The sequence below is a fragment of the Bacillus paralicheniformis genome (assembly GCF_001042485.2).
In the GTDB taxonomy this organism is placed as follows: Bacteria; Bacillota; Bacilli; order Bacillales; family Bacillaceae; genus Bacillus; species Bacillus paralicheniformis.
In genome coordinates, this window is sequence record NZ_LBMN02000006.1 from 21863 (window position 1) to 48642 (window position 26780).

Genomic DNA, 26780 nt, shown 5'->3' on the forward strand with positions numbered 1-26780 from the left:
TCGGGAAAACACCCAAAAGGCAGTTTGCTTTTTAGGTGTAAGCAATACGCTTATGATTCAGCGCCTTCATGGCGCTCTTTCAGGACGCCAAGCACATCATCAAGCGGAAGGGACTGCTCCCTCAGCAAAACGAGCAGATGGTAAAGAAGGTCAGCCGCTTCCCATTTCAGCTCTTCAGAATCCCGGTTTTTTGCAGCGATAATGACTTCCGCCGCTTCTTCGCCAACCTTCTTCAAAATCTTGTCAACGCCTTCACTGAACAAATATGTCGTATATGCGCCTTCAGGCATTTCCGCCTGCCGTTTGGCAATCACCGTTTCAAGTTCATTGATGATGTCAAAGCGGCCGCCGCCAGTCTGTCTGATATGTTCGCCGGGCGAGAAACAGCTGTAGCTTCCTGTATGACAGGCCGGTCCCGCCGGTTCGACCAGCACGATGAGCGCATCCTGATCACAGTCAAGCCTGATGTCTATCACACGCTGAATGTTTCCTGACGTCGCTCCCTTATGCCAGAGCTCTCCTCGCGACCTGCTGAAAAACCATGTCTCCTTCGTTTCCAGCGTTTTTTCAAACGATTCTTTGTTCATATAAGCAAGTGTCAGCACTTCCTTGCTCACTGCATCCTGGACAATCGCCGGAATCAAGCCGGCTTCATTAAATGTCAACTCGTCTGCCTTGATCATCTTACATTCACCCCGCGCTCTTTTAAATAAGCTTTTACTTCTTTTACAGATGTTTCTTTGTAATGAAAGATAGATGCGGCAAGAGCCGCGTCCGCCTGCCCTTCTGCAAATGCATCATACATGTGGTCCGCATGACCTGCGCCTCCGGATGCAATGACCGGGACTGAAACGGCTTCTGATACACACTTTGTGAGCCTGCAGTCAAATCCGTTCTTTTCTCCGTCTGCATCCATGCTTGTCAGCAGGATTTCACCGGCTCCCCGCTGAACGGCTTCCTTTGCCCATGAAACGGCCTCAAGGTCCGTCTTTTTACGTCCGCCGTGTGTATAAACATAATACTGATCAGCTTCCGGATCGAATTTTGCATCAATCGCGACGACAATGCATTGAGAGCCGAAAAAGTCAGCGCCTTCCGTTATCAGTTCCGGACGGAGAACGGCAGCCGTATTAACGGAAACTTTGTCGGCTCCGGCCCGCAGGATCGTTTTCATATCATCCAAACGATTAATGCCGCCGCCGACGGTAAACGGGATCGCCAGCTTGGCCGCCACTCTTTCAACGACGTCAACCATCGTTTTTCTCCCCTCGTGGGATGCCGAGATATCGAGAAAAACAAGCTCATCAGCGCCTTCACGATCATATACTTCAGCCAGCTCAACGGGGTCGCCGGCATCTTTCAATTCAACAAACTGTACACCTTTGACAACGCGGCCGTCTTTTACGTCTAAACACGGGATAATTCGTTTTGTGATCACTTTTCCGCCACCCTTTCAAGCGCTTCAGCCACGGTAAATTGATTGGTATACAGCGCTTTTCCGACAATGGCGCCAGAGACGCCTTCCGCAGCCCGGGAAGCGAGTGCCTCAAGATCGGCGAGAGAGCTGACACCGCCGGAGGCAATGACTTGTTTACCGGTTGCCCTGGCAAGCTCCACTGTACTGCTGATATTCGGTCCTGACAGCATTCCGTCAGTCGCAATGTCGGTAAAGATAAACACTTCCGCACCTTCATTCGCAAGCTCGCGGCCAAGCTCTTCCGCTCTAACGGAGGAGGTCTCAAGCCATCCTTCAGTCGAAACAAATCCGTCTCTTGCGTCAAGACCGATTGCGATATGCCGGCCGTAAGCTTTCAGCATGTTTTTGACAAACTCGGGATTTGATACGGCCGAGCTGCCTAAGATCACCCTTTCAACACCTTGCGACAAGTAGTCATACACGTCTTTTTCGGTCCTGATGCCGCCGCCGACCTGCACTTTAACGTTGAGCTCATCAGCAATGCTTATGACGTGGCTGTCGTTCACTTTTTTGCCTTCTCTTGCCCCGTCCAAATCGACAAGATGAATCCAGTCTGCCCCCGCTTCAGCAAACCGGGAGGCCATATCCAGAGGGGAATGACCGTAAATCGTTTCTTTTTCGTAATCTCCCTGGATGAGCCTGACGCATTTGCCGTTTCTCATGTCAATGGCAGGGTATACAGTAAACTCGCTCATTTTTTCACCTTCTGTTCTTGTGTAAGCTGCTTGAAACGCTTTAAGATCGACATGCCGACCGCACTGCTTTTTTCCGGATGGAACTGGGCGCCGTATACATTGCCAAGACCGACGACAGCGGGCACACGCACACCGTATTCGGCGCTGGCAAGCAAAGCCTCCTCTTCGATTCCGCTGACATAATACGAATGAACGAAATACGCATATCCTTCTTTCGTCTTTGGTAAAAGCGGAGAGTCGCGGTGGACCGTGAGCAGATTCCAGCCCATGTGAGGCACTTTTAAGCGATCTCCCGCTTGATCACGGTCTTTCAGTTTAACGATTTTTCCTTTCAAAAGGCCGAGTCCTTCTGACGCCCCGCGTTCTTCGCTTTCTTCAAACAAAAGCTGCATGCCGAGGCATATGCCGAGAAAAGGTTTTCCTTCGCTTACGGCATCTTGAATAAATGTTTTCAGGCCGGTCTGGCTTAAAGTCTCCATCGCATCCCGAAAAGCGCCGACTCCCGGAAGGATATAGCTGTCCGCTTTCTTAAGTTCATCCGGATGCTCGGACACGAAATAAGGAGCATCGATCCGTTCAAGCGCTTTAGAGACGCTGTACAGGTTTCCCATTCCGTAATCTATGACACCGATCATTTACAGCATTCCTTTCGTTGACGGAATTCCTTTGACCCGCGGATCGATCAATGTCGCTTCATCAAGCGCACGTCCCAGCGCTTTAAAAATCGCCTCGATCATGTGGTGGGTATTCGTACCGTAATGAACGATGACGTGAAGATTCATTCGCGCTTCCAGCGCAAACTTCCACAAAAATTCATGGACAAGCTCTGTATCAAATGTTCCGACTTTCCGGCTCGGGAATTCGGCTCTGAACTCGAGGTGCGGCCTGTTGCTCAGATCAATCGCAACCTGGGCGAGCGCTTCATCCATCGGTACCATGCTCGAACCGTAGCGTTTGATTCCTTGTTTATCTCCGAGCGCTTCCAAAAGCGCCTGTCCGAGACAAATACCGATATCTTCAGTCGTATGGTGGTCGTCGATTTCAACATCGCCTTTCGCTTCAACTGAAAGGTCAAACTGCCCGTGTTTTGTAAATAAATCGAGCATATGTGTCATAAACGGGACATCCGTTTGAATATCCGCTTTCCCTTCTCCATCAATATGAAAGGATAATTTAATATCAGTTTCATTGGTTTTTCTTGCCCGTTCGGCTTTTCTCATCAGTTTTCCTCCCGGTCTCTGGATTCAATTGCTCTTGCATGGGCTTCAAGTCCTTCTAATCTTGCAAAGGCCGCGATGTTCTCGGCATTCTCGCGGAATGCATCCCTGCTGTAGGAAATGATGCTGGAGCGCTTTTGGAAGTCAGTCACATTTAGCGGGCTTGAAAATCTGGCTGTGCCGTTAGTCGGCAGAACATGATTAGGGCCTGCAAAATAATCGCCCACCGGCTCTGAACTGTAGCGGCCCAGGAAAATGGCGCCCGCGTGTTTGATCTGTCCGAGCAGGGCATCAGGCTGAGCTGTTAAAATTTCCAAATGTTCAGGAGCGAGCTCATTGATGACGGAAACGGCTTCATGCATCGTCTTTGTAACATAGATCAAACCGTGGTTGTCAATCGACTGCCGTGCAATCTCTTTTCTCGGAAGATGTTCGAGCTGTTCGTAAACCTCTTTTAAAACAGATTCGGCAAGCGGCTTTGAGTCGGTGACAAGAATGCTCGATGCCATCGCATCGTGCTCAGCCTGTGAAAGTAGATCAGCGGCGATTTCCCGGTGGTTTGCCGTACTGTCAGCGAGGATGGCGATTTCACTTGGGCCCGCGATCATATCGATATCAACCTGGCCGAATACTTCCCGTTTAGCAAAGGCGACGTAAATATTGCCAGGTCCCGTGATTTTATCGACGGGGGAAATGGATTCCGTTCCGTAAGCCAATGCGGCAATCGCCTGAGCGCCGCCCATTTTGTAAATCTCTGTGACGCCAAGCTCGGCGGCAGCCGCCAGCACTCCCGCCGACAATTTGCCGTCTTTTCCCGGAGGTGAGGCAAGGACAATGCGATCGACGCCGGCAACAAGCGCCGGAATGACATTCATCAGGACCGATGATGGGTAAGCAGCCGTTCCGCCGGGCACGTACACTCCGGCTGAATCAAGCGGCGTAATTTTTTGGCCGAGCATCGTTCCGTCCTTGCGGTGGTAAAACCATGATGATGTGAGCTGCCGCTCATGATATTCTTTAATGTTTAAAATCGCCGCCCGAATAATCTCGAGATCCCGCTTTTTGAGCGTGGTGTATGCTTCCTTGATTTCCTTTTCAGAAACGCGAAAGTCGGCCACATCCGCTCCGTCAAATTGCCTTGTGAATGCGGAAACAGCTGAATTCCCGTTCTTTTTCACTTCTTCGATAATGCCGCGGACTGCTTTTCTTTGTTCTTCCGTTCCGGCGTCAATGGTGCGCTTTAGTAAAACCGACGTATTTCCGCTGATGGATTTGATCTTCATTTTGCTTTTTCCCCTTCCACAATAAGAGAAAGTTTTGAAGCCATTTCATCGATGACTGCGTCTTTCATTCGGTAGCTGACAGGATTTACGATGAAACGCGACGTGATGTCGCAAATTTTTTCGGTTTCAACCAGCCCGTTTTCCCTTAAAGTCTGTCCTGTTGATACGATATCAACGATTCGGCCGGCAAGCCCGATCAAGGGAGCGAGTTCAATCGAACCGTTGAGCTTGATGATTTCCACTTGTTCTCCCTGCTCCCTGAAGTAGCTTGACGCGACATTTGGATACTTGGTCGCAACCCGGGGTGCAACGCTGTCGGCCGCCGTCTCTGCCAGGCCGGCTACGGCAAGACGGCATTTGCTGATGTTTAAATCAAGCACCTCGTAGACATCGCGTTCTTCTTCCAGCAGGACATCTTTGCCGGCGATTCCGACATCGGCCACCCCGTGCTCGACATATGTTGTGACATCCATCGGCTTGGCGAGGATAAAGCGAAGGTTCTCTTCAGGCACTTGAATGATCAGCTTTCTCGAATCGTCGAATTCTTCAGGGAGCTGATAGCCTGCTTTTCGAAGCATATCGGCAGCTTCCTCAAATATCCGCCCTTTCGGCATCGCAATCGTCAATTCCTTACCCATGCTTCTCTTCCTTTCTGGCCCCGATAAAATAGGTCACGTTTTGAAAAGACTTTGTCATTTGGTCAATATCTCCGATTCCCGCTAAGTCCTGTATGACGACTTTTTTGCCTTTTCTTCGCTCTTCTTCGGCAAATCTGATCGCCTCTTTTCTCTGTTCCGTGCTGAAGATGACGACATCGATTTTTTCTTGCTCTTCAGCCGGCTTCAATGCTTCCAGCAGCCTGTCAGTCCTGATGCCGAAACCGGTTGCCGGAGCGGGTGAGTCGAAGCGGCCGAGAAGCTGGTCATATCTGCCGCCGTTTCCGATCGGAAAGCCGACGTTTTCAGCATAGATTTCAAACAAAACGCCGGTATAGTAGCTCATATGGCTGACCATGCCTAAATCGAGCTTAATGTCGTCCGTGCAACTATAGTCGCCGAGCGTCTCCCAAAGCGTCTTCAGTTCTGAAACCGCGCGTTTTCCTTTTTCAGAATCGATGATCGATGCCGCCTTGCTGCACGTTTCAATACCGCCTCTCAACTCCAAAAGCTCGAGCAGCCTGCTTTTATCAATTGAGGATAAATTGAGGGATTTTACATGCTCCCGGTAGCCGACATAGTTCTTTTCGTATAAATAGCGCCGCAGGACATGAGCCCTTTCTTCGTTTCCTAAAACCTCCACAAACAGAGCGTCTGAAATTCCGACATGGCCGATCGAGATTTTAAATGAAGTCAGGCCGGCTTTTTTAAGCGAAAAAATGACGAGCGCAATCACTTCTGCGTCAGCGCTTGTAGATCCATCGCCGATCAGTTCGACGCCGACTTGCTCAAATTCGGCGGCACGCCCGCCTTCACGCTCCTGTGCCCTGAACACATTTGCAGCATAGCCCACTCTAAGCGGGTGATCATCTTTATGAAGCTTTGAGGCCGCCACCCTTGCGATCGGAGCCGTCATATCAGGTCTTAACACGAGCGTCTGTCCCTCCTGATCAAGGAGTTTAAACAACTGCTGATCCAATATGGCCGACTGCACACCGACCGTATCATAAAATTCAAGGGCCGGTGTCTCCATGAACTGATACCCCCACAAAGCCATCACCTCTGTTAATGAAGAGCGCACCTTTTTCTTCGTTTCGTAAAGCACAGGCAGCGTATCCCGCATGCCATGCGGTTTTTCAAACATAAACATCTACACTTGCACCCCCATAACCGTTTGAAGGAAAATTCCGAATCCTTTAGTTCGCTAATATGATAATATGCTAACAGATAAAAGAATCAAAATCAACAGCCGCTCTTAAAATAGACTCCGGACCGTATGGGAAATGATAACTTTTATGTCATGAACATCTTGATGTTATAATGTATACGATCGCAAATCTTTGCCTTAACCAAACCAGCAAAGGGAAGACAGGAGACTTAGAATGAAATTTTTCAAAACTCTTTTTTTTATTTTTTTCGTAGCAGCTCTTATGACCGCCGTTCTTATACTGTTTTCTAAAGATGCGTTAAGCCCGTTAGCCGAAATGCTGCACAGCAGCCATAAGAATGCTGCTGACAATAAAGAAGTACGTCAGCCGCTTGACGTCCCGCTGATCAACCAAATGGACTCGCCGAAGCTTTATAACGGCTGTGAAGTCGCCAGCCTGGCGATGATCTTAAACTACAGCGGATATCATGTCACAAAAAATGAGCTTGCCAATGAGGTGAAAAAAGTGCCTCTGCACTATGAAAACGGCTTAAAGGGAAATCCTAACGACGGCTTTGTCGGAGATATGGAAAACGGACCCGGACTGAGTGTCTACCATGGCCCGATTTACGATTTGGCCTATTCATACGCAGGTACTAAAGCTGTCGATTTGACGGGAAGTGAGCCGGAGAAAATATATGAACAGCTGAATCAGGGAAGACCGGTTTGGGTGATCACCACTGTACATTTCACCCCAGTCAACGATATGGGAACATGGAATACACCGTCAGGCAAAGTCGATGTGACGTACAGCGTTCACAGTGTTGCCGTGACAGGCTATGATGAAGATTACGTTTATGTGAATGATCCGTACGGATATAAAAACAGAAAAACAGATAGAGAACATTTTGAAAAATCATGGAAACAAATGGGCAGTCAGGCGATCGTGATCGCCGCCTAAAAAGGCAGTTAACCCCCTGCCTTTTTTTAGTTCTTTCAACCCCTATTAAAATAAGCCCCTTTACCCTTTCGTCACATCCAAAATACAGAAAACAACCCCATTTCACGTGTTTTATTTACTGTTTTTTCACAATATTCAAATTATTTGTTTACACGTCAGCAAACTCGCATATATGATAGTACCGAAATAGGTGTCTCATCTTATTGCAAATGGACCAGAAACTGCTTTCACCTACGGGAGACAAATCTGTTTTGAACAATATTTCATGAGGAGGATGAAAATGATGAAGAGATTAGCAGGTACGGTTATTTTGTCAGGTTTGCTCGTCTGCGGGTTTGGACAGGCTCTGCCCGAAAAAGCCTCGGCCGCCGAGGTCGTTCACAAAACGATCGTAGTCGAAAAAGGACAAACGTATGACGGGAAAGGCAAGCGGCTGATTGCAGGTCCGGAGCTGGGGGACGGAAGCCAGCGCGAAGATCAAAAACCGATTTTCAAAGTGGAGAATGGCGCAACGCTCAAAAATGTCGTGCTTGGCGCTCCTGCTGCTGACGGTGTTCACACTTATGGTAACGCTTCTATAAGCAATGTTGTTTGGGAAGATGTCGGCGAAGATGCCCTGACTGTCAAAAGCGAAGGAAATGTCACGATTAACGGAGGATCAGCCCGGCTTGCCGCGGACAAAATCTTTCAGATTAATAAAGCGAGTACATTTACCGTGAAAAATTTCACTGCGGATCAAGGAGGCAAATTCATTCGCCAGCTCGGAGGCTCGACATTTAAGGCAGTGGTCAATATTGATAACTGCACGATTACAAATATGAAAGAGGCCATCTTCAGAACCGACAGCAGTACAAGTTCCGTTACGATGACAAATACAAGGTACTCAAAAGTCGGAAAGAAGTGGATCGGTGTGAAGCATATTACGGAAAGGAACAATCATGAATTTTAACTTTGATTGCAAATAAAGGCCCCCGTTCTTTATTCAGCGGGGGTCTCCAACCTTTTTTCCATTTCTTCTTTTGTATAGATCAGCCGCATCGGATTGCCGCCGACAAAAGCGCCCGGAGGCACATCTTTATGAACGAGCGTACCGGCGGAAATGACGGCGCCGTCTCCGATTTCGACGCCTGGAAGGATCGTCGTATTGGCTCCGATCATGACTTCATCGCCGATGACAACCTCGCCGAGCCGATATTCTTTTATTAAATACTCGTGCGCCAAAATGGTCGTATTGTAGCCGATCACGGTGTTACGCCCGACGGAGATCTTTTCAGGAAACATGATATCCGGCATGACCATTAAAGCAAATGAGCATTTCTCTCCGATTTTCATCCGCAAAAACGTCCGGTACATCCAATTTTTCATCCCAAGAAACGGCGTATAGCGCGCTGCCTGAATGACGATAAAGTTTTTGACCACTTTAAAAAATGGAACCGTCTGATAGATGTGCCATAAGGAATTGGCGCCGGACACCGGATAGCGCTTCGTTTTTCTCAAGCTTCCTCCACCTCAAGAATGCGAAGGAGATCGCTCATTTGCTGGAGCATAAAATCAGGCTCGTGTTTAGCCAGGCTTTCTTCTCCTTTAATCGTCCACGCAACGCCTGCTGTTTTCGTTCCGGCGTTCTTCCCTGCTAATATATCGTGGTAATTATCACCGATCATGATGGCTTCTTCCGGACGGCTGCCAAGCTTGGAAAGGGCGAGCAAAACAGGCTCGGGATCTGGCTTCGGCCGCTTGACGTCATCCAGCGTCACAACCGTCTCGAAAAAGGCATCAAGCCCCGTCAGTTTAAGCCCCATGATAACGGTGTCCCGCAGCTTTGTCGTGACAATCCCGAGCTTATACCCTTCTTCCGCGAGACGTTCCAGCGTCTCGTAAACCGTCTCATACTCGGTTACCAGTTCATCATGCATCTGATGATTAAATGTCCGGTACATGGTGATCATTTCTTCAGCCTTATCCTTTTGAATGCTTGAGAACGTTTCATAAAGGGAAGGTCCGATGAAAGCAAGGACATCCTCCCGTTTATAGCGTCCCGGTGCATAATGGTCGAGCGTGTGCAAAAATGAGGCGATGATCAGCTCATTTGTATTGATTAGCGTTCCATCCAAATCAAATAAAACCGTATTAACTTTCATACAAAGCTTCCTTTCTGCGAACGGAATAACCCGGCTTTCTCCAGATGCGCGAAATCGCGATCGTCAGCAGAATCGCGGTTACAAGCCTGATCAACAAAAGAGGCCAGACCGGAATGCCGAGCGGGATAAATACCAATGTGTCTTCCACAACCGCGTGACAGGCAACGAGAAAAATAAACGCGAGCGTTACATCTCTTTTGCTGACGCCGTCTTCTTCGACCGCTTTGATCATAACGCCGGCCCCATATGCAAGGCCGATCGTCAGCCCGGCAACCATCGTCATTGAGGTGTTCTCTTTCATGCCGAGCATTCTCGTCAGCGGTGCAAACCACTTTGAAAAAGTATGCAGCCAGCCAAGGTCTCTCATATATTGAATGATGATCATCAGCGGTATCACGATGGCTGCAAGCTGAAGGACGCCAAGACCCGCCTTGGTGACGGCTTCAAGCGCAATTTCAAGCCAGCCGGAAGGAGCGGCGCTTTTCGCAGAGATCAAGCCGTATTGGGCCGCATCCTGACCGCCGTGCCAGACAAGGTTAATGATAAAGGCCGAAAAAACGGCGAGGCCGATGCGCACAAGCAAAATAAGCCATATTTTAATTCCGACCCTTGATGCAACGGTCGATTCGATAATCAAATTGTGGCAAAACGACAGCATCACCGCTAAAATAAACACTTCTTTAACTGTCAAATCAAGCGTTAAAATCCCCGCAATTCCGGCATACAAGTTCAGCATGTTGCCGAGCACAAGCGGTATCGCCGCTTCCCCTGACAACCCGAAAATTCCCATCGCCGGCGTGATCAGCTTGATCAACCAGTCCATCACCGGTGTATGCTGAAGCAGGCTGACAATCAGCGTGACAGGAAAAATCACTTTTCCGAGTGTCCACGTCGTTTTCAGCCCCGCCACAGCTCCGGCTTTTAAAGTTCCCTTCATTGCTGTCTCCCCTTTGTAAAATCGCTACATCTCCTGATACCGTTTAATCTCTCGCCCTTTGAAACGTCTGTAGGCTATCAGCGCAGCCGCACTGAGGATCAGGACGATTGAAATCACCTGGGCGATGCGAAGGTTCGCCGTCAGCATCAGACTGTCCGTTCTCAGGCCTTCGATATAGTAGCGTCCCATCGAATACCAAATGACATAGATTAAGAACAGCTCGCCTCGCTTTAAATTCGCTTTTCTTAAAAGAAGCAGAACGACTACTCCCGTGAAGCTCCACAGCGATTCATACAAAAAGGTAGGCTGGTAGTACTGCCCGTCGATGTACATTTGATTGATGATAAAATCAGGCAGGTGGAGGTTTTCTAAAAACGCTCTTGACACCGCCTCACCGTGCGCTTCCTGGTTCATAAAGTTTCCCCAGCGGCCGATCGCCTGACCGAGCAGGATGCTTGGAGCAGCAATATCAGCCAGCTTCCAAAACGAAAGCCCTTTGACCTTCGCATAAATGATTCCCGTCAGTACGGCGCCGATCAGTCCGCCGTGGATCGCAAGGCCGCCGTTCCATATTTGAATAATTTGGTCCGGGTGTTCACTGTAATAGCCCCATTGAAAAATGACATAGTATGCCCTTGCACATAAAATCGCAATCGGGATCGCAAAAAGCACCAAATCGACAAAGGTGTCCTTATGCAGCCCCCTCCGCTCGCCTTCCCTGACCGCCAGCCACAAGCCCAGCAAAGCGCCAAGGCCGATGATAATGCCGTACCAATGGACAGCAATCGGCCCCAGGTGAAAAGCAATCGGATTTAAAGGTTCAATCGTTTCATTCATATTGTCAGCTCCTATTCTTCAAGCTCACCATCTTCAATCACATCCGCAAGCTTATGGGTAAATTGCTCAGCGGCATTCAGACCCATTCTCTTTAGTCTGAAGTTCATTGCGGCCACTTCGATGATGACGGCAAGATTTCTTCCCGGACGAACCGGAATTGTCAGCTTCGGAACGTCTGTATCAATAATTTTCATTGTATCTTCTTCAAGCCCTAAGCGGTCATACTGCTTTCCTTGCTCCCAAAGCTCCAGGCTCATGACAAGAGTAATCCGTTTAAAGCTTCTGACCGCCCCCGCGCCAAATAACGTCATGACATTGATAATACCAAGGCCTCTGATTTCCAGGAGATGCTCAATTAATTCAGGCGCGCTTCCGATCAATGTATCCTGGTCTTCCTGTCTGATCTCAACGCAGTCATCCGCTACAAGGCGATGGCCTCTTTTGACAAGCTCCAAAGCCGTTTCGCTTTTTCCAACGCCGCTCTTTCCGATAATGAGCACCCCGACGCCGTAAACATCGACGAGGACGCCGTGAATCGCAGTTGTCGGAGCCAGCTGGCTTTCAAGAAAATTCGTCAGACGGCTTGTCAGGCGCGTCGTCTTTAACGGGGATCGAAGCACAGGCACGCCGTTTTCTTCGGAAGCCTCGATGAGTTCAGGCGGAATCGGCAAATCACGGGAAAGGATGATCGCCGGTGTAATTCCCGTGCATAACGACAGCATCCGCTGCTTTTTTTCTTCCTCTGGAAGCTTTTCAAAAAAGGTAATCTCGGTCTTCCCAAGCAGCTGAACCCTCTCTTTTGGATAGTATGTAAAATAACCAGCCATTTCAAGGCCCGGTCTTGATAAATCGCTCATCGTAATCGGGCGGTTGATCCCTTCTTCTCCGCTGATGAGCTCAAGCTTAAATTTATCCATCACATCTTTTGTTCGAACTTTCGGCACGATTGATGCACCCTCCTCTTCTCAGATGAAGAACTAGACATTCAGCTTTATTCTATCACTTTCAAAATGAACCTAAAACATTTTTTGAAAATGGCCCCCCTTGACACTTCGGTGAAGTCTTCTTTTCCCGGGCTTTCTTTCAAAGCGAAAAATCAGTAGTATGTAAAGAGGAACGCGAAAAGGAAGTGAAGAACCGTTGAAATACAATATCCATGATACCACCGTGCTGAACGAAGACATTTTGACCCCGGAAGAAAAAGAGACATGGGTTCTTTATATGAAAGTACTGACCGCTGCCGGCCTGGGGGATGTCTCCGAATGGATGAAGCTCGATCTCAGCATGCCGCAAATGAAAGTTTTAATGCTTCTGAACAACCACGGCACACTGAAAGTCTCTGAAATCGCTGAAAAAATGGGCGCTTCCCTTTCAAATATGACCGGACTGCTCAGCCGCCTTGAACAAGCGAACTTCATCAAAAGAACACATTCCGAGCAAGACCGGAGAACAATTGTTGTTGAACTAACCGAAGATGCAAAGGGGATTTTTCGAAGCCTTTACAAAAAGGGCCACGAAAAGCTCAAAAAGGCGCTCCAGAAACTGAACGAACAGGAAAAAACCCAAGTGAATGAAGGCCTTACCATTCTTGAAAAAGCGTTAAAAGCTGACGATGAATAGACAAGCTGCCCGGAAAACGGCGCAGCTTTTTTTGTTGAAAAATTTCTTTTGACAAAATGTGTTTTTTTAAGGATGATTAAAATAGTTCACTCAAAGTGAATTATTCATTTTAAATTAATAAAAAAGGAGGATATATGGTGTGAACCAAAAGTGGGCCGTATTATTATTTACGATCGGCGTGTTTATGGCTGCTTTAGACAATGGCATCATTTCAGCCGCACTGACGACAATCAACGATTCTTTTCAAGTATCCCCCTCATGGGGAGCTTGGGGCATCACACTTTATACGCTCGGTTTGGCAGTCAGCGTCCCGATCGTCGGAAAGCTGTCTGACCGGTATGGACGTAAAAAGCTGTTTATCATCGAAGTCTTGCTGTTTGGCGCCGGTTCGCTGCTGGTTGCATTGAGCCAAAACTTCCCGATGTTTTTATTGGCAAGGCTGATTCAGTCGCTTGGCGGCGGCGGAATCTTTATTATCGGAAGCTCGCATATTCTCACTGCGCTGCCTAAAGAAAAACAGGGAACCGCACTGGGGCTTTTAGGTGCGATGAACGGCATCGCGGCAGTGCTCGGTCCGAATATCGGCAGCTTTATTTTGGATATGACCGGAAGCTGGCACTGGCTGTTTTTGATCAACCTTCCGATTGCCGCAGTGCTGATCATTCTCAGCGTTCCATTGATGAAAGAAACAAAAGGGGGAACACAGAAGCCGCTCGATCTGGCCGGAACTGTGCTGTTGTCTCTTGGGATTTTAGCTGTGATGTACGGAATAACGAATATAAACGGACAGCACATGTCTGCCGTCCTGTCCGACCCAAAGGTTTACTGTTTTCTTCTGATCGGCTGCGCGCTGTTTGCAGGACTCATCTTTTATGAAAAACGCATAGAACTGAAAGGCGGCGACCCGATACTTGCCTACAGCTTATTAAAAAACAAGGTGTTTCAATGGACGCTTTTTATCGGATTTTTATCCGGCGGACTCTTGGCAGCCGTTATTTTCATTCCTGCATATGCGGAACAATATTTGCATGTCGCTCCTGAAAAAGCGGGGTATTGGATGACGCCTCTGGCGCTGGCTTCAGGAATAGGAGCAGGGCTCGGCGGAATGCTCGCCGATCGGAAAGGACCGGTAAAAGCGGCATGGCTCTCGGGAATCATTTCGTTCGCCGGGTTTTTACTCTTATCCGTCTGGGTGACAGAGAAGTGGGAATTTGTTTTGGCAAGCATTATCGCAGGGGTCGGTTTTGGTTTTCTGTTTGGCGCGCCGTTAAATATGCTTGTATCAGAGGCAGCAAAACAGGATTACGGGACAGCGCTCGGCACATTATCGCTCGTCAGGCAGATGGGGATGACCTTGGCGCCCGCGCTGTATGCGGGATATATAACGGCCGGCTACGAAAATATCGGCACACATATCAAACATAAGCTGAATGATGCAGGGATGCCGATCAAGGGGTTTACAGGCGGTAAGTCGGACGTATCGCATCTGAACGAATCACTCAGCCAGATTTCCGACCCAAAAGTAAAGGACATCATAAGCGAAGCGATCCATGAAAGTGTGGGAACGGGATTTTTTAACCTCTACTTCACAGCCGCCGTCCTTTCCCTTGCCGTCATCGCTTCTGTCAGCATTTTATCGCTTTACAGAAAAAAACAAACCGACACGGCAACCCGTCTGAAAAAAGATGTGACAAACTAAAAAGCATTTGCTCCCCTTAGGAAAACAAATGCTTTTTACGTTCACAAATGAATACCGCCGCCAGCCAAAAGCCGATTACAGCAATTGGGAGGTTTTTTATACATGACGGCTCAAGTGTCGCTTGCTTTAACATCATGCCGGCCGGCGGAAGGCTCTCCGACAATTGCCGCCGGGCTGAGCCCGCCCCTGCTGTTTGGTCTATTAAAAAGGATTTCATGCCGTCATCTTTTGTCGTCAATTTCCACATCTGAGACCTGCTTTTGCCGCCGTATTGATCAGAAGCTGCGGCGTACCAGAAATAGGTTGTATTCGGCTGTAAATCCTTCCATGTCACTGAGGCCGTCTTTCCGCTTTTCACCGTTTTTGCTTTCCCAATTTCCTTGTTCGAAAAGACATTCAGCTCAAAATAATCGGTTTTAACCTTTTTCTTCCGCGGTTTCAGATCCGTTTTGATATTGAACTCGTCTTTCGGGCCGAATTGGTGCGGATCATAAAAATTATAGTCGTCGAGATATGGCGAATACGTTTTGACATGGATCGTGTCATGCTTCGGATCCACATGAAGAATTCTTAAATAACCTTGGCCTCCTTCAGGACCGCCCTGATAGTCGGCAAGCATTTGATACACCTTGCGATCCGGCTTGCCGTCCCCGTTATCATCAAGCCTGTCGACTTTTAAGTTGGAACTGTGATAGTGGCCGCTCAACACGGCGATCACATTCGGATTCCGCTTGATGATCTGTTCAAATATTTTCTCCCCGATTGGACTTCTGCTTCCGCTGACAAGCAAAAACTCGTGAAATGACAAAATCGCTTTTCGGTCGGGATGGCGTTTCAGAACATCATCTATCCACTGCAGTTCTTTTTTTCCGATTCCCCACCCCATCGACACCATGATATAGTCGTTTCCTCCGCTGGAAATGAGGTCGTAATGCCCTTTGTTATTCTGATAAGACCCGCCGTAATGCGGTTTTTGTTTAAAACGTCTTTCCCCGAAGTACTTGCCGAATTTCAAATAAGACCGGTCTTTATGGCTGACATCGTGATTGCCCGCCAGCACGCCGTAAGGAACTTGATTGTCGTCGAGGACTTTCATGAACTGATCGGCACGCTTCCATTGCAGCGGCTGATCCGCTTCATCCACAAGATCCCCCGTATGAAAGACGTACTGAATGTTCAGCTTGTCCTTTTGTTCGGCGATCCACTTGACCTGACGTTCAAAAATGTGCGGATAGCTTTCCGAATAATATTGCGTATCAGACATCCACACAAATGTATAGTCATGTTGCGAAAGCTGAATTTGATCCTGAATGATGATGCTCGCCTTGGATTGTCGGACATAATCGGCAGCTTTGATGCTTCCTTTGAGGGTAAAAGGTTTGTCATCCTTTGCAACATGGAATGTCAGCGTCTCCCACCTCTTGCTGGACCAATTCCAGACGAACATGGAGACTTTTCTGCCGGGAAGCGAACTCCCGCGCCACAGCACTTCCACCTTGTCGTTCGGCCCCGTATTTTCATCCACTTTGACATCAAAGCGATGGTACGGAAACTTTGTTGTTGATGACGTTTCAAAACCTTTTCCGTCAGGTGCGGACATGCCGCTGCGCTCTTCTTTTGTCAGCGCCTTTTCCCCGCTGACCGCAAAGCTTTGCGGAGGTTCCGTCACGCTTTCGTTCGCTGACACGTCAACATGCTCTTCGTCTTTTACAGTGTACTGAAACCCTTGATGGAATGACACTTTCATCTTATCTTTTGTCGGGTCCTTGACGCGGACGGCCAGCTTAGCCTGTGTGCTGCCGGGGGCATTTTTGACCTGGGCGGGCTTGTCCGGCTTTTCCTCTTTAATATAAAATGCCTTTTTCACGATTGACAGGTTGCCGGCGCTATCCTCCGCTTTTATTTTCAGTTCGTGCTTTCCCGCATCCAGGCCGGCAGAAGATATAAAATAGGGAAGCGCTATTTTTTTGCCGTCAAGAACGGCTTTTATGCTTTTCACACCGCTCCATTTATCGTGTGCGGCCGCATTGATCTCAAACGAACCTTTATACGTCCTGCCGTCTTTTAATGACGTTTTGATCTCAGGGCCTGTGTTATCGATCGTCACCCTGCGGATGAGCCTTTCTTCGCCATTCTCCGCTTCAACGATGTGCGGCCCTTCATCCCAGGCGCGTGTATGCCATTGACTGGCAAGCGATGTAAACTTGGCTTCCGGAATCGAAAAACGGAATTCATACCATTCGCGCGCCCCTGGACCGTCTCCGGCCGGAAGCTCGGCTTTCGGATCGTCGTACCGCTCATCGCGGATGGTGGTTCCATCCGCTAAGATAAGGCGGGGGTTCTTGAGGACAAAATCATCCCTGTTTTCTTCTGCAGACTGTTCAAATGGGGTTGACTTCGTGCCTGAACGAACTTTAATCGCAAACGGCTTTCCTTTTTTAAATTCCTCCGGAGAAACGGGAACCGTAATGGTCGTATACCGGCGGCGCGAATCGTCAAAAACTTTTTGAACCCTCCTGCCGATCGTTACAGCATTTTTAAAATACAGATTTGTTTGATTGACATCGAAGGCAAAGTAGGCTTTTTTTTCAAGCGCTGATTCACCTTTTTTTTGTTCAATTCCGTCAATCCGAATTGTCATTTCAGAAGGCGGCTTTTCTGATGTGGCTTTCAGCAGCATTTTTCCGGAAACGGTTCCGCCTTCGTTTACATTCAGCCTGAGTCCCTTCAAAATCCGCTGTTCAAGCGGTATCGTTTTCTTTTCAGTCGCCGTAACGTTTGATCCATCGCCGGCCCGCATATAGTATTCCACTTTTTCTTTGCCAATGAGCTCGGCAAAATAGATATTGTGGCGGTACAAACCGTCATTGCGGCTTTTTTCAACACGGACTTCAGTAAACGGCTCATCATCATTCATACGGTAGAAAAACTGCGCCTGTTTCACTTGCCGATTGTCTTTCATATCAGCTAAGAGCTGGATCGTTTCACCCGGTTTTACCGCTTGATGATCCGTCATATCATGGATCGCCGGCTTTTCTCTGTCAGGCATGACCGTCACCGTCTGTGAAGGAACCTGCGCCTTCAGGAGCGAACCAGGAGACGGTTTTTCTTCCCCGGCCGATATCATTTTCATATGCTTCGTTCCGTCCAGCGGATATCGATAAAGAAGCGCTTTATTTTTAGTGACATCGGTTTTATCCGGCTTGTTTTGATAACGGGCGGATGCGACCTCTTCCCCGCTGTTTGTACAGATGATCACTTCCCTCGGCGCCGTATTCGCCATGCCGCTCCCTTTGAGAACAGATAGCGATTTCCCTTCACGAAGGTGAACACCGTAATGCTGATTGAAGTCATCTTCTGTCAAATGCCCATTTGAGCGGTTTTTTACCCAAAACACGTGTGTTTGACCGGAAGGAATCGTCACATCATCGCGTTCAAAAGGCCAGACGGTGTCTGATTCCTTACCCTTTTCAGGATGTCTGTATTTAATTTTGTAACTGTTCAGATGAACAGCTTTATTGGTATTGTTATAAACTTCAATAAATTCATAGCCGTCCTTTGCACCGGTGTTTGACGTGTCGACAGCCATTTCCGTGATCAACAGCTCCGGAAACTTTTGTGTATCCGTACGTACGCCTTTCAGGGCGACAGTATACACATCCGTCTTCACAGAGGAACCACCGGCTTGAGCCTCAATGTAATACTTGACTTTGTCGGATGCTATGGATTCGCTTTCCAACTTGGCAATATAGCCGTTCTGTTTGCCCGGCTCCACTTCCATCGGAATCGCCCGATACGGCAATTCGTCATGCTGCTTGTAATACAGAATGACCGTGTCGGCGGCCGCCTCCGCGGAAAAATACAAGTCGTCTCCTTTTTTTACTTGTTCAACAGAAGTATGCCTGATGGCCGGTGAACGAGGCTGAATGCGCTCTTTTCCCGCCGCGGACGAAATCGGCATCTGTAAGGCAAAAAGCAAAACTGCGGCCAGAAACAAAAGGGTTTGGCGATTTCTGTACTTTTTCATCGTCTACCTCCCTTTCGTATTTTGCCTTTACAGATCATTTTTATGAAAGAGACATCCGTGCAAAAAAAAGAAGCCTGATGATTCATCAGACTTCAACTTATTTTTTGGACATCGGTTCGATAATTGCTTTTTGAATGAGCAAGTGGAAAACCGATAGGACGATCGACGCAAAAATGGCTGTCCCAAAGCCGTCCAGGTCAAAACTGTCCCCCATAATGGATGCGGTCATATAAAGAGTAATCGCATTGATGATAAATAAAAATAAACCTAACGTAATCACCGTGACAGGCAGCGTCAAAATCACCAGCACCGGCTTCACAAACATATTTAAGATCGATAAAATCAAGCTTGCCGTAATGGCTGCTCCGATGCTTCTGACGTGAACCGCATCAAAGTAACCGGCAATGACAATTAATAATAAGGCATTGACAAGAACGTTTATAATCCATCTCATCATCTGTTGACGTCTCCTTCATTCGGCACAAGGAATACCCAGACAATATAAATCAGCAGGACGGGAACTCCGGTCGAAAATATAAATAATAGAACCGTAATGATTCTCAGCAATGACGCATCCATATTTAAATATTCAGCAAGACCTCCGACGACCCCGGCAATCTTTCTGTCTGTTTCGGATCGAAATAGCCTTTTCATTGTATCACTCCTGTGTATGGTTTAAATGGATCGATCCTGTCTTCGATTCCAAAAACACGGTCATGCTATGATCATGATTTTGATTTGCTTTTAGGTACATTTCCTTCTGGATTGTCTCGTTTTTTTCCTTTAAAATTTCTGCATCTGAAAGATCATGAGACAGAGAACCGAGATTGCTTTTCAGCTCCGCTGTAACAGCGCAGTCCCGGGGAACATTCAACTCTACGCTTCCAGTCGTTGTTTTCACATATGCCGTCCGGCAGTGCGGATTTTTGACTGTTGCCGCGATATTGCCGTTAAAGCTCTGCAGGTCAAGCGCCTCGCATGAACCTTTAAGGTCGATCAATCCATTGATGGTTTCCGCTTCAATCTCTCCGCAAGTATGGTCGGCTAGTTTGATTTGTCCATTTGCAGTTTCCAATGAAGCTTTTCCTGCCGTGAGAGCAGAGAACGACAGCACGCCGTTCGTCGTTTTGGCGGACAGCTCTTTTACGTTTAAATGTTCCCCTCTGACCGGGCCGTTAAACAGTTTAAAGCGGATTTTGCCGTACTCTTTGTCCGGTATATAGACGGTAAGGTTGGTCTTCATCGTTTTTTTCTCGGTACGGATCATGAACTTATCGCCTTCCACACCGCAGTCGATATGCTGGAGAAAAGCCTGCCTTGCTTCATCCTGATTTTCAGCCCGGTACACTTTTGCCTGGCATTCGACTCTGATGTCGGAATCGCTCCATGGTACAAGGTTGACGCTGCCGTTGGCAAGCTGAATATCCAGAGTCGAAAAATCAGTGTCTTTAAACTGGAATATATGCTGGACATCGTACGAGTGCCCGAAATTCAAATCCAAGTCTGCTTCTTTTACTTTTTTTACAGCGGTATCAATCCATTCGAACAGTTTTGAACCGATCGAAGGCTTCGGTTCTTTTTTCTTTTCGCCGTAGAAGTCCTCCGAATCAATGACATCCTCAGACAGGGCTGTCACCTTGCTCTCGGTTTCCTTGTAGTCTTCTTCAAGTTTTTCGATCAGGATCAGCGCCTCTTTTGCAGACAGCTTTCCTTCCTCGACCAATTTTAAAATTCGTTCTTTCTCATGCTTCATGAAAAGCTCCCCCGTTCTCCTTCTTTTAGGCCTGAGTCAGCATTTTAATCCCTTGAACTACGTTCCAGACCACAATAATCAAACTGATGATCCCGAAAAAAACGAAACCTCCGATCATGAAAATGACCGCCAAATAACCGCCGTCACCAAAGATAAGCGTACCGCTTATCGCGCCTGCTGCCAATATGACTACGCTTATAAACGGAATAATATGCGAAATAAGCGAACGCATCGCATGCTTTTTCGTTTCTTGATCATCTGTTATAAAATACGCTGCGATTGGCAAAATAAGCGCGGCAAAAAAAACACTAAAATAACAAATTGAAGAAATCAGCGCGTTGTTTCTCGTCATACATAACACTCCTTATGATGTAAACCGTTCTTTGTGAGTCTAATGTACAGTGACCTTATACTTAGTTTACGTGTATCATGGCCTTTAGGTTACATTTTCATTCGATCGGCGTGCGTCAAACTTCGCAAATTGATTTTTTTAGATTTTATGAATAGATTCTTTTATTATAACCCTTTAAAATATGTGGCAAAGCCAATGAAAAGGAGCGAGCGTTATGAAACAGAAATCGGAAGTATACGCCTCATCCGCCTCCCAGCTTCTTAGTCTGATTCAGGAACAAAAAAGGATGAATCAGGAGATCGTGAACCGATTGGAATCGTTCAATTCCGCTCCTCCGCTTTCCAGCGAAATCCGCTATTTAAAGGTTCTGCTGAACAGCAGCAGCACCCATATTTTAAACAGTATGAGTGAAGCGACCAAACACATCAGCCGGACTGAACGTTAACCGTTTTCATGATATTTCAACCAGATTTCCGTCGGGATCTCTGATATAAACCGAAACGACCGGCCCTTCAGCGCCCATTCGCTCTGCGGGGCCTTCTTCAATTTTAATGGACAGCCCCTCCAGATGACGAATCACATCATCAATGCCGGCATTTGTATGAAACACAGGTCTGCGGAGCCGGGCATCGGGTGCTGTGCCTTCGGCTCAAACTATTTTCCGGCTTCGTGGAGGTTTATTTTTTGCCTGCCGAATGTCGCGCTTTTCTTCCTTCTCGAAAAGTGACCGCATTCAACCCCGGCACACGGCTGTAAAAATCACATGTCGCATCAATGTCTTTTACAGTCAGTACCAAATGATCCATGCGATCGATCTTCATCACCCCATCCCCCTTTATTGTTTGTTTTTTTACGTTATAACAGCTATTGAATAAAAGAGCAATGAAAATCTTTTTGAACAAAGCTTGCCGCGGATCATTCGGCCATTGAAAAAGCTGCCGACGTGACATCGGCAGCTTTTTCTTTACGGTCTGACAGCTTCTTTTTCTTTAAGCCGCTTCTTCATTCTGTTTTTGTCGCGTTCAATGATCGGTTTTAAATAACGGCCGGTATATGACCCTTCGACTTTCACGACTTCTTCGGGAGGTCCGGCAGCCACGATCATTCCCCCGCCGTCTCCGCCTTCAGGACCCAAGTCGATCAAATAATCAGCCGCTTTTATAATATCTAGATTGTGTTCGATTACAAGCACGGTATCTCCATTGTCGACCAGGCGCTGCAGAACGGCCAAAAGCCTTGCGATATCATCGACGTGCAGTCCTGTCGTCGGCTCGTCCAAAATATAAAGGGATCTTCCCGTTGAACGGCGGTGAAGTTCAGATGCCAATTTGACCCGCTGCGCTTCTCCCCCGGAAAGCGTTGTAGCCGGCTGTCCGAGCGTAATATAGCCAAGACCGACATCATAGAGGGTCTGCAGCTTGCGCTTGATTTTCGGGATGTTCTCAAAAAATTGAACGGCATTCTCGACCGTCATCTCAAGCACGTCAGAGATATTTTTGCCTTTGTACGTAACCTGAAGCGTTTCACGGTTGTATCTCTTTCCGTGGCAAACCTCACAAGGAACGTATACATCGGGCAGGAAGTGCATCTCGATTTTAATGATTCCGTCGCCTTTGCAGGCCTCACAGCGTCCGCCTTTGACGTTAAAGCTGAAGCGCCCTTTCTTGTATCCTCTGACTTTCGCTTCATTCGTCTGGGCAAACACGTCGCGGATGTCATCGAACACGCCGGTATATGTGGCCGGATTTGACCTCGGCGTCCGGCCGATCGGAGACTGGTCAATATCGATCACTTTATCGAGGTGCTCGATTCCTTTTATTTCTTTGTATTCTCCCGGTTTCGTCTTAGCCCGATGCAGCTTCTGAGCCAGCGTTTTGTGGAGAATTTCATTAACGAGCGTGCTTTTCCCTGATCCCGATACCCCGGTGACAGCTGTGAACACGCCGAGCGGAAACTTCACGGAAACATTTTTCAAGTTGTTTTCCTTTGCGCCTTTTACCTCGATAAAACGGTTGTCAGGCTTCCTTCTCTCGGCAGGAAGAGGAATGAATTTTTTCCCTGAGAGGTACTGCCCTGTCAGCGATTGATCATCGTTCATCACTTCTTCCGGTGTTCCGGCAGAGATCACTTCTCCCCCGTGTACGCCCGCGCCGGGTCCGATATCAATTAAATAGTCGGCGGCAAGCATCGTGTCCTCGTCATGCTCGACGACGATCAAGGTGTTTCCGATATCCCTCATGTTTTTGAGCGTATCAATCAGGCGGTCATTATCGCGCTGATGAAGACCGATTGACGGCTCATCAAGAATGTAGAGGACACCGGTCAGCCTTGAGCCGATTTGCGTTGCAAGCCTGATCCGCTGCGCTTCTCCTCCCGACAGAGTGCCGGCGGCGCGGCTGAGCGTCAAATAGTCAAGCCCGACATTGTTCAAAAATCCAAGGCGCTCTTTAATCTCCCGCAAAATGAGGTTGGCGATCTTCATGTCTTTTTCCGAAAGTTCAAGTTCACGGAAAAATTGAAGGGCGTTAGAAACCGACATTTCGGTTATTTTGCCGATATGAAGGCCGTTTACCAGTACGGCGAGGGATTCCTTTTTCAGACGGTAGCCTTTGCATGAAGGGCACGGCTGATTGGCCATGTATTTTTCCATCAGTTCCCGAACGTAATCAGAGCTCGTTTCTTTATAGCGCCTTTCGATATTGCGGATGACGCCTTCGAACTCAATGTAGTTTTCCCGGACCTGTCCGAAGTCGTTTTCATATCTGAAATAAATCTGCTCGTCTCCGCTGCCGTAAAGGATTTTTTCAAGCTGGTGCTTCGGCAGCTCCCTGACCGGAACATCCATATCGATTCCATAATGGCTGCATACCGCTTCAAGCAGCTTCGGATAATACTGGGAGCTTTGCGGTTCCCAAGGTGCAATCGCATTCTCCTTTAGCGACAGCTCATCGTTTGGAATGACGAGCTCTACATCGACTTCCAGCTTGGACCCGAGGCCGTCGCAGCTCGGACACGCGCCGAACGGGCTGTTGAAAGAGAACATTCTCGGCTCCAGTTCACCGATTGAAAAACCGCAGTGCGGGCAGGCATGATGTTCGCTGAAAAGCAGCTCTTCCTGTCCGATCACATCGATGATCACGCGGCCTTCACCGAGGCGGAGCGCCGTTTCGAGCGAGTCTGTGAGACGGGCTGCTACCCCTTCTTTTATAACGATACGGTCGACGACGACTTCAATCGAATGCTTTTTATTCTTTTCGAGCTCGATGTCTTCTGAGAGGTCGTTCATTTCGCCGTCGATCCGGACTCTCACATAGCCTTGTTTTCTGATTTGGTCGAGCACCTTCACGTGCGAACCTTTTCTTCCCGAGACGATCGGCGCGAGCACCTGGATCTTCGTGCGCTCGGGATATTCCAAAATTCTGTCCGTCATCTGTTCGATCGTTTGCGAGGTAATTTCAATGCCGTGAACCGGGCAGACCGGCTTTCCGATTCTGGCAAACAGCAGCCGGAGATAATCATAGATTTCCGTCACCGTTCCGACTGTCGACCGGGGGTTCCGGCTCGTCGTTTTCTGATCGATGCTGATCGCCGGCGACAGGCCTTCGATCGCATCGACGTCGGGTTTGTCCATCTGTCCTAAAAACTGGCGGGCATACGCGGAGAGAGACTCGACATAGCGCCGTTGCCCCTCTGCATATATCGTATCGAACGCAAGGGATGATTTCCCTGATCCCGAAAGACCTGTCAGCACGACAAGCTGGTCCCTCGGAATAGAGACATCGATATTTTTCAGGTTGTGGGCCCTTGCACCTTTCACCTCAATTCGTTTCGTTGCCATTCTCCATTCATCCTTCCGATTTTAACTCTAGGAGCAAGTCGCGAAGCTCAGCGGCACGTTCAAAGTCAAGCGCTTTTGCGGCTTCCTTCATGTCGTTTTCCATTTGAGCGATCACTTTTTCCCGCTCTTTCTTCGTCATCTTCGAAAGCTTCGGCTCCTCTTTTGCTTGATATTCTTCCTGCTCTTCAGCAGCATGAGTTGCCCGGATGACGTCCCTGATCTTTTTGTTGATCGTTTTCGGCGTAATGCCGTGTTTATCATTATAGGCCTCCTGCTGTTCGCGGCGGCGCTTCGTTTCATTGATTGCGATTTCCATTGAGTTGGTGATTTTGTCGGCATACATGATCACGCGGCCTTCGGCATTTCTGGCGGCGCGGCCGATTGTTTGGATGAGCGAACGCTCAGACCGCAAAAAGCCTTCTTTGTCTGCATCAAGGATGGCGACAAGTGAAACCTCCGGAATATCGAGTCCTTCCCTCAGCAGGTTGATGCCAATGAGAACGTCATGCTTGCCGAGGCGAAGGTCGCGGATGATCTCGATCCGCTCCAGCGTTTTAATCTCGGAATGCAGGTACGTGACCTTGATTCCGATTTCTTTCAGATAATCCGTCAAATCCTCGGACATTTTTTTCGTCAACGTAGTGACGAGGACGCGTTCATTCCGCTCGATTCTCTGCTGGATTTCGCCGATCAGATCATCGATCTGCCCTTCAATCGGCCTTACCTCAATGATCGGATCAAGCAGCCCCGTCGGCCGGATGATCTGCTCTACCATTTCAGGCGTATGCTCAAGTTCATAAGGGCCCGGCGTAGCCGACACATACACGATGTTGTGAATGTGCTTTTCAAACTCTTCAAACCTGAGCGGACGGTTATCCAAAGCGGAAGGGAGCCTGAATCCGTGATCGACGAGAACCTGTTTCCTCGCCTGGTCTCCGTTGTACATTCCTCTGATCTGCGGCATGGTGACATGCGACTCGTCTATGACCATCAGGAAATCGTCCGGAAAGTAATCGAGCAGCGTATATGGAGTCGAACCTGCCGGACGAAGCGTCAAATGCCTTGAATAGTTTTCGATGCCCGAGCAAAAGCCCATTTCGCGCATCATTTCCAAATCGTATCTCGTCCGCTGTTCCAGACGCTGGGCTTCAAGGAGCTTGCCTTCTTCACGAAGCGCTTTAAGGCGCTCTTCCAGCTCCTCTTCAATGTTTATGATCGCTTTCTTCATCTTTTCTTCCCGCGTGACGAAGTGGGAAGCCGGGAAGATCGCGACGTGTTCCCTCTCCCCTAAAATTTCGCCTGTCAGGGCATCCACTTCCCTGATTCGTTCGATTTCGTCCCCGAAAAATTCAACCCGGATGCAGTGCTCATCCCTTGAAGCCGGGAAAATCTCGACGACATCGCCGCGCACCCTGAATGTTCCGCGCTGAAAGTCGATATCATTCCGCGCATATTGGATGTCAACGAGCTTTCTGAGCAGCTCATTTCGCTCGATTTCCATTTCCGCTCTGAGCGAGAGCACCAGTTCCCTGTATTCCTCTGGGGAACCCAAGCCGTAAATACAAGAAACACTCGCCACAATGATGACATCTTTGCGTTCAAAAAGAGCAGACGTGGCAGAGTGCCTTAATTTATCAATCTCATCGTTAATGCTGGCATCTTTTTCGATAAATGTATCAGTCTGAGGCACGTAAGCTTCAGGCTGGTAATAGTCATAATAGCTGACAAAATATTCGACTGCGTTGTTTGGGAAAAATTCCTTAAACTCGCTGTACAGCTGTCCGGCGAGCGTTTTGTTGTGGGCGATGACGAGAGTCGGTTTGTTGACTTCTTTAATCACGTTTGACATCGTAAACGTCTTTCCTGTACCGGTCGCCCCCAAAAGCGTCTGATGCTTTCTGCCTTCATTGATTCCTTTGACAAGCTGATCAATCGCTTTCGGCTGATCCCCCTGGGGCTGATAATTCGAGACTAATTCAAAGCGGTCTTTCACAAAAAAGCCTCCGTTTCTTTACGAAATCTTCCTGCTTATTATTTTAACACACCCGAAGTAAAAATACGAACTAAAGTTCGGTTTCTGTGTTTTCCCACAAAAGCCGGCCCTTCCTGATCTATCAAAAAACCCCTCCTTTTTGTCATC

General features: G+C 48.1%; 25 protein-coding genes and 1 pseudogene. 5 read left to right on the forward strand and 21 right to left on the reverse strand.

Going from position 1 to position 26780, the window contains the following annotated elements; all coding sequences use genetic code 11:
- Positions 1-50: 50 nt before the first annotated feature.
- Genes hisIE through ACH97_RS06375 form a run of 8 tightly spaced genes read right to left on the reverse strand, consistent with a single transcriptional unit; the run spans position 51 to position 6478 of the window.
- A complete protein-coding gene (hisIE, locus tag ACH97_RS06340) occupies positions 51-683 on the reverse strand; it encodes a bifunctional phosphoribosyl-AMP cyclohydrolase/phosphoribosyl-ATP diphosphatase HisIE (RefSeq protein WP_020453064.1) in 633 nt (210 codons plus the stop codon).
- Positions 680-1438, reverse strand: coding sequence for an imidazole glycerol phosphate synthase subunit HisF (hisF, locus tag ACH97_RS06345; protein WP_020453065.1), 759 nt, complete (start codon positions 1436-1438; stop codon positions 680-682). The genes hisIE and hisF overlap by 4 nt, the downstream gene beginning before the upstream one ends.
- Complete coding sequence (hisA, locus tag ACH97_RS06350) at positions 1435-2172, reverse strand: 1-(5-phosphoribosyl)-5-[(5-phosphoribosylamino)methylideneamino]imidazole-4-carboxamide isomerase (RefSeq protein ID WP_020453066.1); 738 nt, start codon at positions 2170-2172, stop codon at positions 1435-1437. The genes hisF and hisA overlap by 4 nt, the downstream gene beginning before the upstream one ends.
- On the reverse strand, positions 2169-2807 hold the full coding sequence (hisH, locus tag ACH97_RS06355) for an imidazole glycerol phosphate synthase subunit HisH (RefSeq protein WP_020453067.1): 639 nt from the start codon (positions 2805-2807) through the stop codon (positions 2169-2171). Before hisH ends, hisA begins: the two co-directional genes overlap by 4 nt.
- Complete coding sequence (hisB, locus tag ACH97_RS06360) at positions 2808-3392, reverse strand: imidazoleglycerol-phosphate dehydratase HisB (protein ID WP_020453068.1); 585 nt, start codon at positions 3390-3392, stop codon at positions 2808-2810.
- Positions 3392-4672: a histidinol dehydrogenase gene (hisD, locus tag ACH97_RS06365; protein WP_020453069.1), complete on the reverse strand. Its 1281-nt coding sequence runs from the start codon at positions 4670-4672 to the stop codon at positions 3392-3394. Before hisD ends, hisB begins: the two co-directional genes overlap by 1 nt.
- Entirely contained in the window at positions 4669-5310 is a 642-nt protein-coding gene (hisG, locus tag ACH97_RS06370; protein WP_020453070.1) for an ATP phosphoribosyltransferase, read from the reverse strand. Before hisG ends, hisD begins: the two co-directional genes overlap by 4 nt.
- Entirely contained in the window at positions 5303-6478 is a 1176-nt protein-coding gene (locus tag ACH97_RS06375; protein WP_020453071.1) for an ATP phosphoribosyltransferase regulatory subunit, read from the reverse strand. Before ACH97_RS06375 ends, hisG begins: the two co-directional genes overlap by 8 nt.
- Positions 6479-6710: 232 nt before the next feature.
- On the opposite strand from ACH97_RS06375, the gene ACH97_RS06380 reads away from it, so the two are divergent.
- Positions 6711-7436 carry a C39 family peptidase gene (locus ACH97_RS06380; protein ID WP_048349947.1) on the forward strand — a complete coding sequence of 242 codons (726 nt, stop codon included), beginning with the start codon at positions 6711-6713 and terminating at the stop codon, positions 7434-7436.
- 280 nt (positions 7437-7716) lie between these two features.
- Positions 7717-8385, forward strand: a complete 669-nt coding sequence (locus tag ACH97_RS06385) for a pectate lyase (protein WP_020453073.1) — start codon at positions 7717-7719, stop codon at positions 8383-8385.
- Positions 8386-8414: 29 nt separating this feature from the next.
- Here the strand turns inward: ACH97_RS06385 and ACH97_RS06390 are convergent, their stop codons facing one another.
- The 5 genes from ACH97_RS06390 to hprK are packed head-to-tail and all read right to left on the reverse strand — an operon-like array spanning position 8415 to position 12295.
- Entirely contained in the window at positions 8415-8933 is a 519-nt protein-coding gene (locus tag ACH97_RS06390) for an acyltransferase (protein WP_020453074.1), read from the reverse strand.
- Positions 8930-9577 carry a pyrophosphatase PpaX gene (ppaX, locus tag ACH97_RS06395; RefSeq protein WP_048349946.1) on the reverse strand — a complete coding sequence of 216 codons (648 nt, stop codon included), beginning with the start codon at positions 9575-9577 and terminating at the stop codon, positions 8930-8932. The genes ACH97_RS06390 and ppaX overlap by 4 nt, the downstream gene beginning before the upstream one ends.
- Entirely contained in the window at positions 9567-10514 is a 948-nt protein-coding gene (locus ACH97_RS06400) for a nucleoside recognition domain-containing protein (protein WP_020453076.1), read from the reverse strand. The genes ppaX and ACH97_RS06400 overlap by 11 nt, the downstream gene beginning before the upstream one ends.
- 24 nt (positions 10515-10538) lie before the next feature.
- Entirely contained in the window at positions 10539-11351 is an 813-nt protein-coding gene (lgt, locus tag ACH97_RS06405) for a prolipoprotein diacylglyceryl transferase (RefSeq protein ID WP_020453077.1), read from the reverse strand.
- A gap of 11 nt (positions 11352-11362) precedes the next feature.
- Positions 11363-12295, reverse strand: a complete 933-nt coding sequence (gene hprK / locus ACH97_RS06410; protein WP_023856368.1) for an HPr(Ser) kinase/phosphatase — start codon at positions 12293-12295, stop codon at positions 11363-11365.
- 196 nt (positions 12296-12491) lie between these two features.
- On the opposite strand from hprK, the gene ACH97_RS06415 reads away from it, so the two are divergent.
- Both ACH97_RS06415 and ACH97_RS06420 read left to right on the forward strand, forming a co-directional pair.
- Positions 12492-12971 (forward strand): MarR family transcriptional regulator, encoded by a 480-nt coding sequence (locus ACH97_RS06415; RefSeq protein ID WP_023856369.1) that lies wholly within the window; start codon positions 12492-12494, stop codon positions 12969-12971.
- Between the two features lie 139 nt (positions 12972-13110).
- Positions 13111-14670, forward strand: a complete 1560-nt coding sequence (locus tag ACH97_RS06420) for an MFS transporter (RefSeq protein ID WP_048349945.1) — start codon at positions 13111-13113, stop codon at positions 14668-14670.
- Positions 14671-14686: 16 nt separating this feature from the next.
- Here ACH97_RS06420 and ACH97_RS06425 read toward each other — a convergent pair whose 3' ends face one another.
- The 5 genes from ACH97_RS06425 to ACH97_RS06445 form a co-directional block, all read right to left on the reverse strand.
- On the reverse strand, positions 14687-18697 hold the full coding sequence (locus ACH97_RS06425) for a lamin tail domain-containing metallophosphoesterase family protein (RefSeq protein ID WP_048349944.1): 4011 nt from the start codon (positions 18695-18697) through the stop codon (positions 14687-14689).
- 97 nt (positions 18698-18794) lie between these two features.
- Positions 18795-19154 (reverse strand): phage holin family protein, encoded by a 360-nt coding sequence (locus ACH97_RS06430; protein WP_048349943.1) that lies wholly within the window; start codon positions 19152-19154, stop codon positions 18795-18797.
- Positions 19151-19351 carry a PspC domain-containing protein gene (locus tag ACH97_RS06435; protein ID WP_003185633.1) on the reverse strand — a complete coding sequence of 67 codons (201 nt, stop codon included), beginning with the start codon at positions 19349-19351 and terminating at the stop codon, positions 19151-19153. The genes ACH97_RS06430 and ACH97_RS06435 overlap by 4 nt, the downstream gene beginning before the upstream one ends.
- A gap of 4 nt (positions 19352-19355) precedes the next feature.
- On the reverse strand, positions 19356-20450 hold the full coding sequence (locus tag ACH97_RS06440; protein WP_048349942.1) for a DUF4097 family beta strand repeat-containing protein: 1095 nt from the start codon (positions 20448-20450) through the stop codon (positions 19356-19358).
- 25 nt (positions 20451-20475) lie between these two features.
- A complete protein-coding gene (locus tag ACH97_RS06445) occupies positions 20476-20802 on the reverse strand; it encodes a membrane protein (RefSeq protein WP_048349941.1) in 327 nt (108 codons plus the stop codon).
- 214 nt (positions 20803-21016) lie between these two features.
- Between ACH97_RS06445 and ACH97_RS06450 the strand changes: the two genes are divergently transcribed.
- Positions 21017-21247 (forward strand): hypothetical protein, encoded by a 231-nt coding sequence (locus ACH97_RS06450; protein WP_048349940.1) that lies wholly within the window; start codon positions 21017-21019, stop codon positions 21245-21247.
- 6 nt (positions 21248-21253) lie between these two features.
- On the opposite strand, the pseudogene ACH97_RS24415 reads toward ACH97_RS06450, so the two are convergent.
- From ACH97_RS24415 to uvrB, 3 genes and pseudogenes are all read right to left on the reverse strand, one after another.
- Positions 21254-21623, reverse strand: a pseudogene (locus tag ACH97_RS24415) (VOC family protein).
- A gap of 143 nt (positions 21624-21766) precedes the next feature.
- The gene (uvrA, locus tag ACH97_RS06465; protein WP_048349939.1) at positions 21767-24640 is read right to left on the reverse strand and encodes an excinuclease ABC subunit UvrA; all 2874 of its coding nucleotides are present in this window, start codon (positions 24638-24640) and stop codon (positions 21767-21769) included.
- A 7-nt stretch (positions 24641-24647) separates the two neighbouring features.
- Positions 24648-26633, reverse strand: coding sequence for an excinuclease ABC subunit UvrB (gene uvrB / locus ACH97_RS06470; protein WP_020453088.1), 1986 nt, complete (start codon positions 26631-26633; stop codon positions 24648-24650).
- Between the last annotated feature and the right edge of the window lie 147 nt (positions 26634-26780).

What these genes read in the sequence shown, in the direction of transcription:
- hisIE (WP_020453064.1), bottom strand. Translation starts at nt 683, where the DNA reads ATGATCAAGGCAGACGAGTTGACATTTAATGAAGCCGGCTTGATTCCG.
- hisA (WP_020453066.1), bottom strand. Translation starts at nt 2,172, where the DNA reads ATGAGCGAGTTTACTGTATACCCTGCCATTGACATGAGAAACGGCAAA.
- hisH (WP_020453067.1), bottom strand. Translation starts at nt 2,807, where the DNA reads ATGATCGGTGTCATAGATTACGGAATGGGAAACCTGTACAGCGTCTCT.
- hisB (WP_020453068.1), bottom strand. Translation starts at nt 3,392, where the DNA reads ATGAGAAAAGCCGAACGGGCAAGAAAAACCAATGAAACTGATATTAAA.
- hisD (WP_020453069.1), bottom strand. Translation starts at nt 4,672, where the DNA reads ATGAAGATCAAATCCATCAGCGGAAATACGTCGGTTTTACTAAAGCGC.
- hisG (WP_020453070.1), bottom strand. Translation starts at nt 5,310, where the DNA reads ATGGGTAAGGAATTGACGATTGCGATGCCGAAAGGGCGGATATTTGAG.
- ACH97_RS06375 (WP_020453071.1), bottom strand. Translation starts at nt 6,478, where the DNA reads ATGTTTATGTTTGAAAAACCGCATGGCATGCGGGATACGCTGCCTGTG.
- ACH97_RS06380 (WP_048349947.1), top strand. Translation starts at nt 6,711, where the DNA reads ATGAAATTTTTCAAAACTCTTTTTTTTATTTTTTTCGTAGCAGCTCTT.
- ACH97_RS06385 (WP_020453073.1), top strand. Translation starts at nt 7,717, where the DNA reads ATGATGAAGAGATTAGCAGGTACGGTTATTTTGTCAGGTTTGCTCGTC.
- ppaX (WP_048349946.1), bottom strand. Translation starts at nt 9,577, where the DNA reads ATGAAAGTTAATACGGTTTTATTTGATTTGGATGGAACGCTAATCAAT.
- ACH97_RS06400 (WP_020453076.1), bottom strand. Translation starts at nt 10,514, where the DNA reads ATGAAGGGAACTTTAAAAGCCGGAGCTGTGGCGGGGCTGAAAACGACG.
- lgt (WP_020453077.1), bottom strand. Translation starts at nt 11,351, where the DNA reads ATGAATGAAACGATTGAACCTTTAAATCCGATTGCTTTTCACCTGGGG.
- ACH97_RS06425 (WP_048349944.1), bottom strand. Translation starts at nt 18,697, where the DNA reads ATGAAAAAGTACAGAAATCGCCAAACCCTTTTGTTTCTGGCCGCAGTT.
- ACH97_RS06430 (WP_048349943.1), bottom strand. Translation starts at nt 19,154, where the DNA reads ATGATGAGATGGATTATAAACGTTCTTGTCAATGCCTTATTATTAATT.
- ACH97_RS06435 (WP_003185633.1), bottom strand. Translation starts at nt 19,351, where the DNA reads ATGAAAAGGCTATTTCGATCCGAAACAGACAGAAAGATTGCCGGGGTC.
- ACH97_RS06440 (WP_048349942.1), bottom strand. Translation starts at nt 20,450, where the DNA reads ATGAAGCATGAGAAAGAACGAATTTTAAAATTGGTCGAGGAAGGAAAG.
- ACH97_RS06445 (WP_048349941.1), bottom strand. Translation starts at nt 20,802, where the DNA reads ATGACGAGAAACAACGCGCTGATTTCTTCAATTTGTTATTTTAGTGTT.
- ACH97_RS06450 (WP_048349940.1), top strand. Translation starts at nt 21,017, where the DNA reads ATGAAACAGAAATCGGAAGTATACGCCTCATCCGCCTCCCAGCTTCTT.
- uvrA (WP_048349939.1), bottom strand. Translation starts at nt 24,640, where the DNA reads ATGGCAACGAAACGAATTGAGGTGAAAGGTGCAAGGGCCCACAACCTG.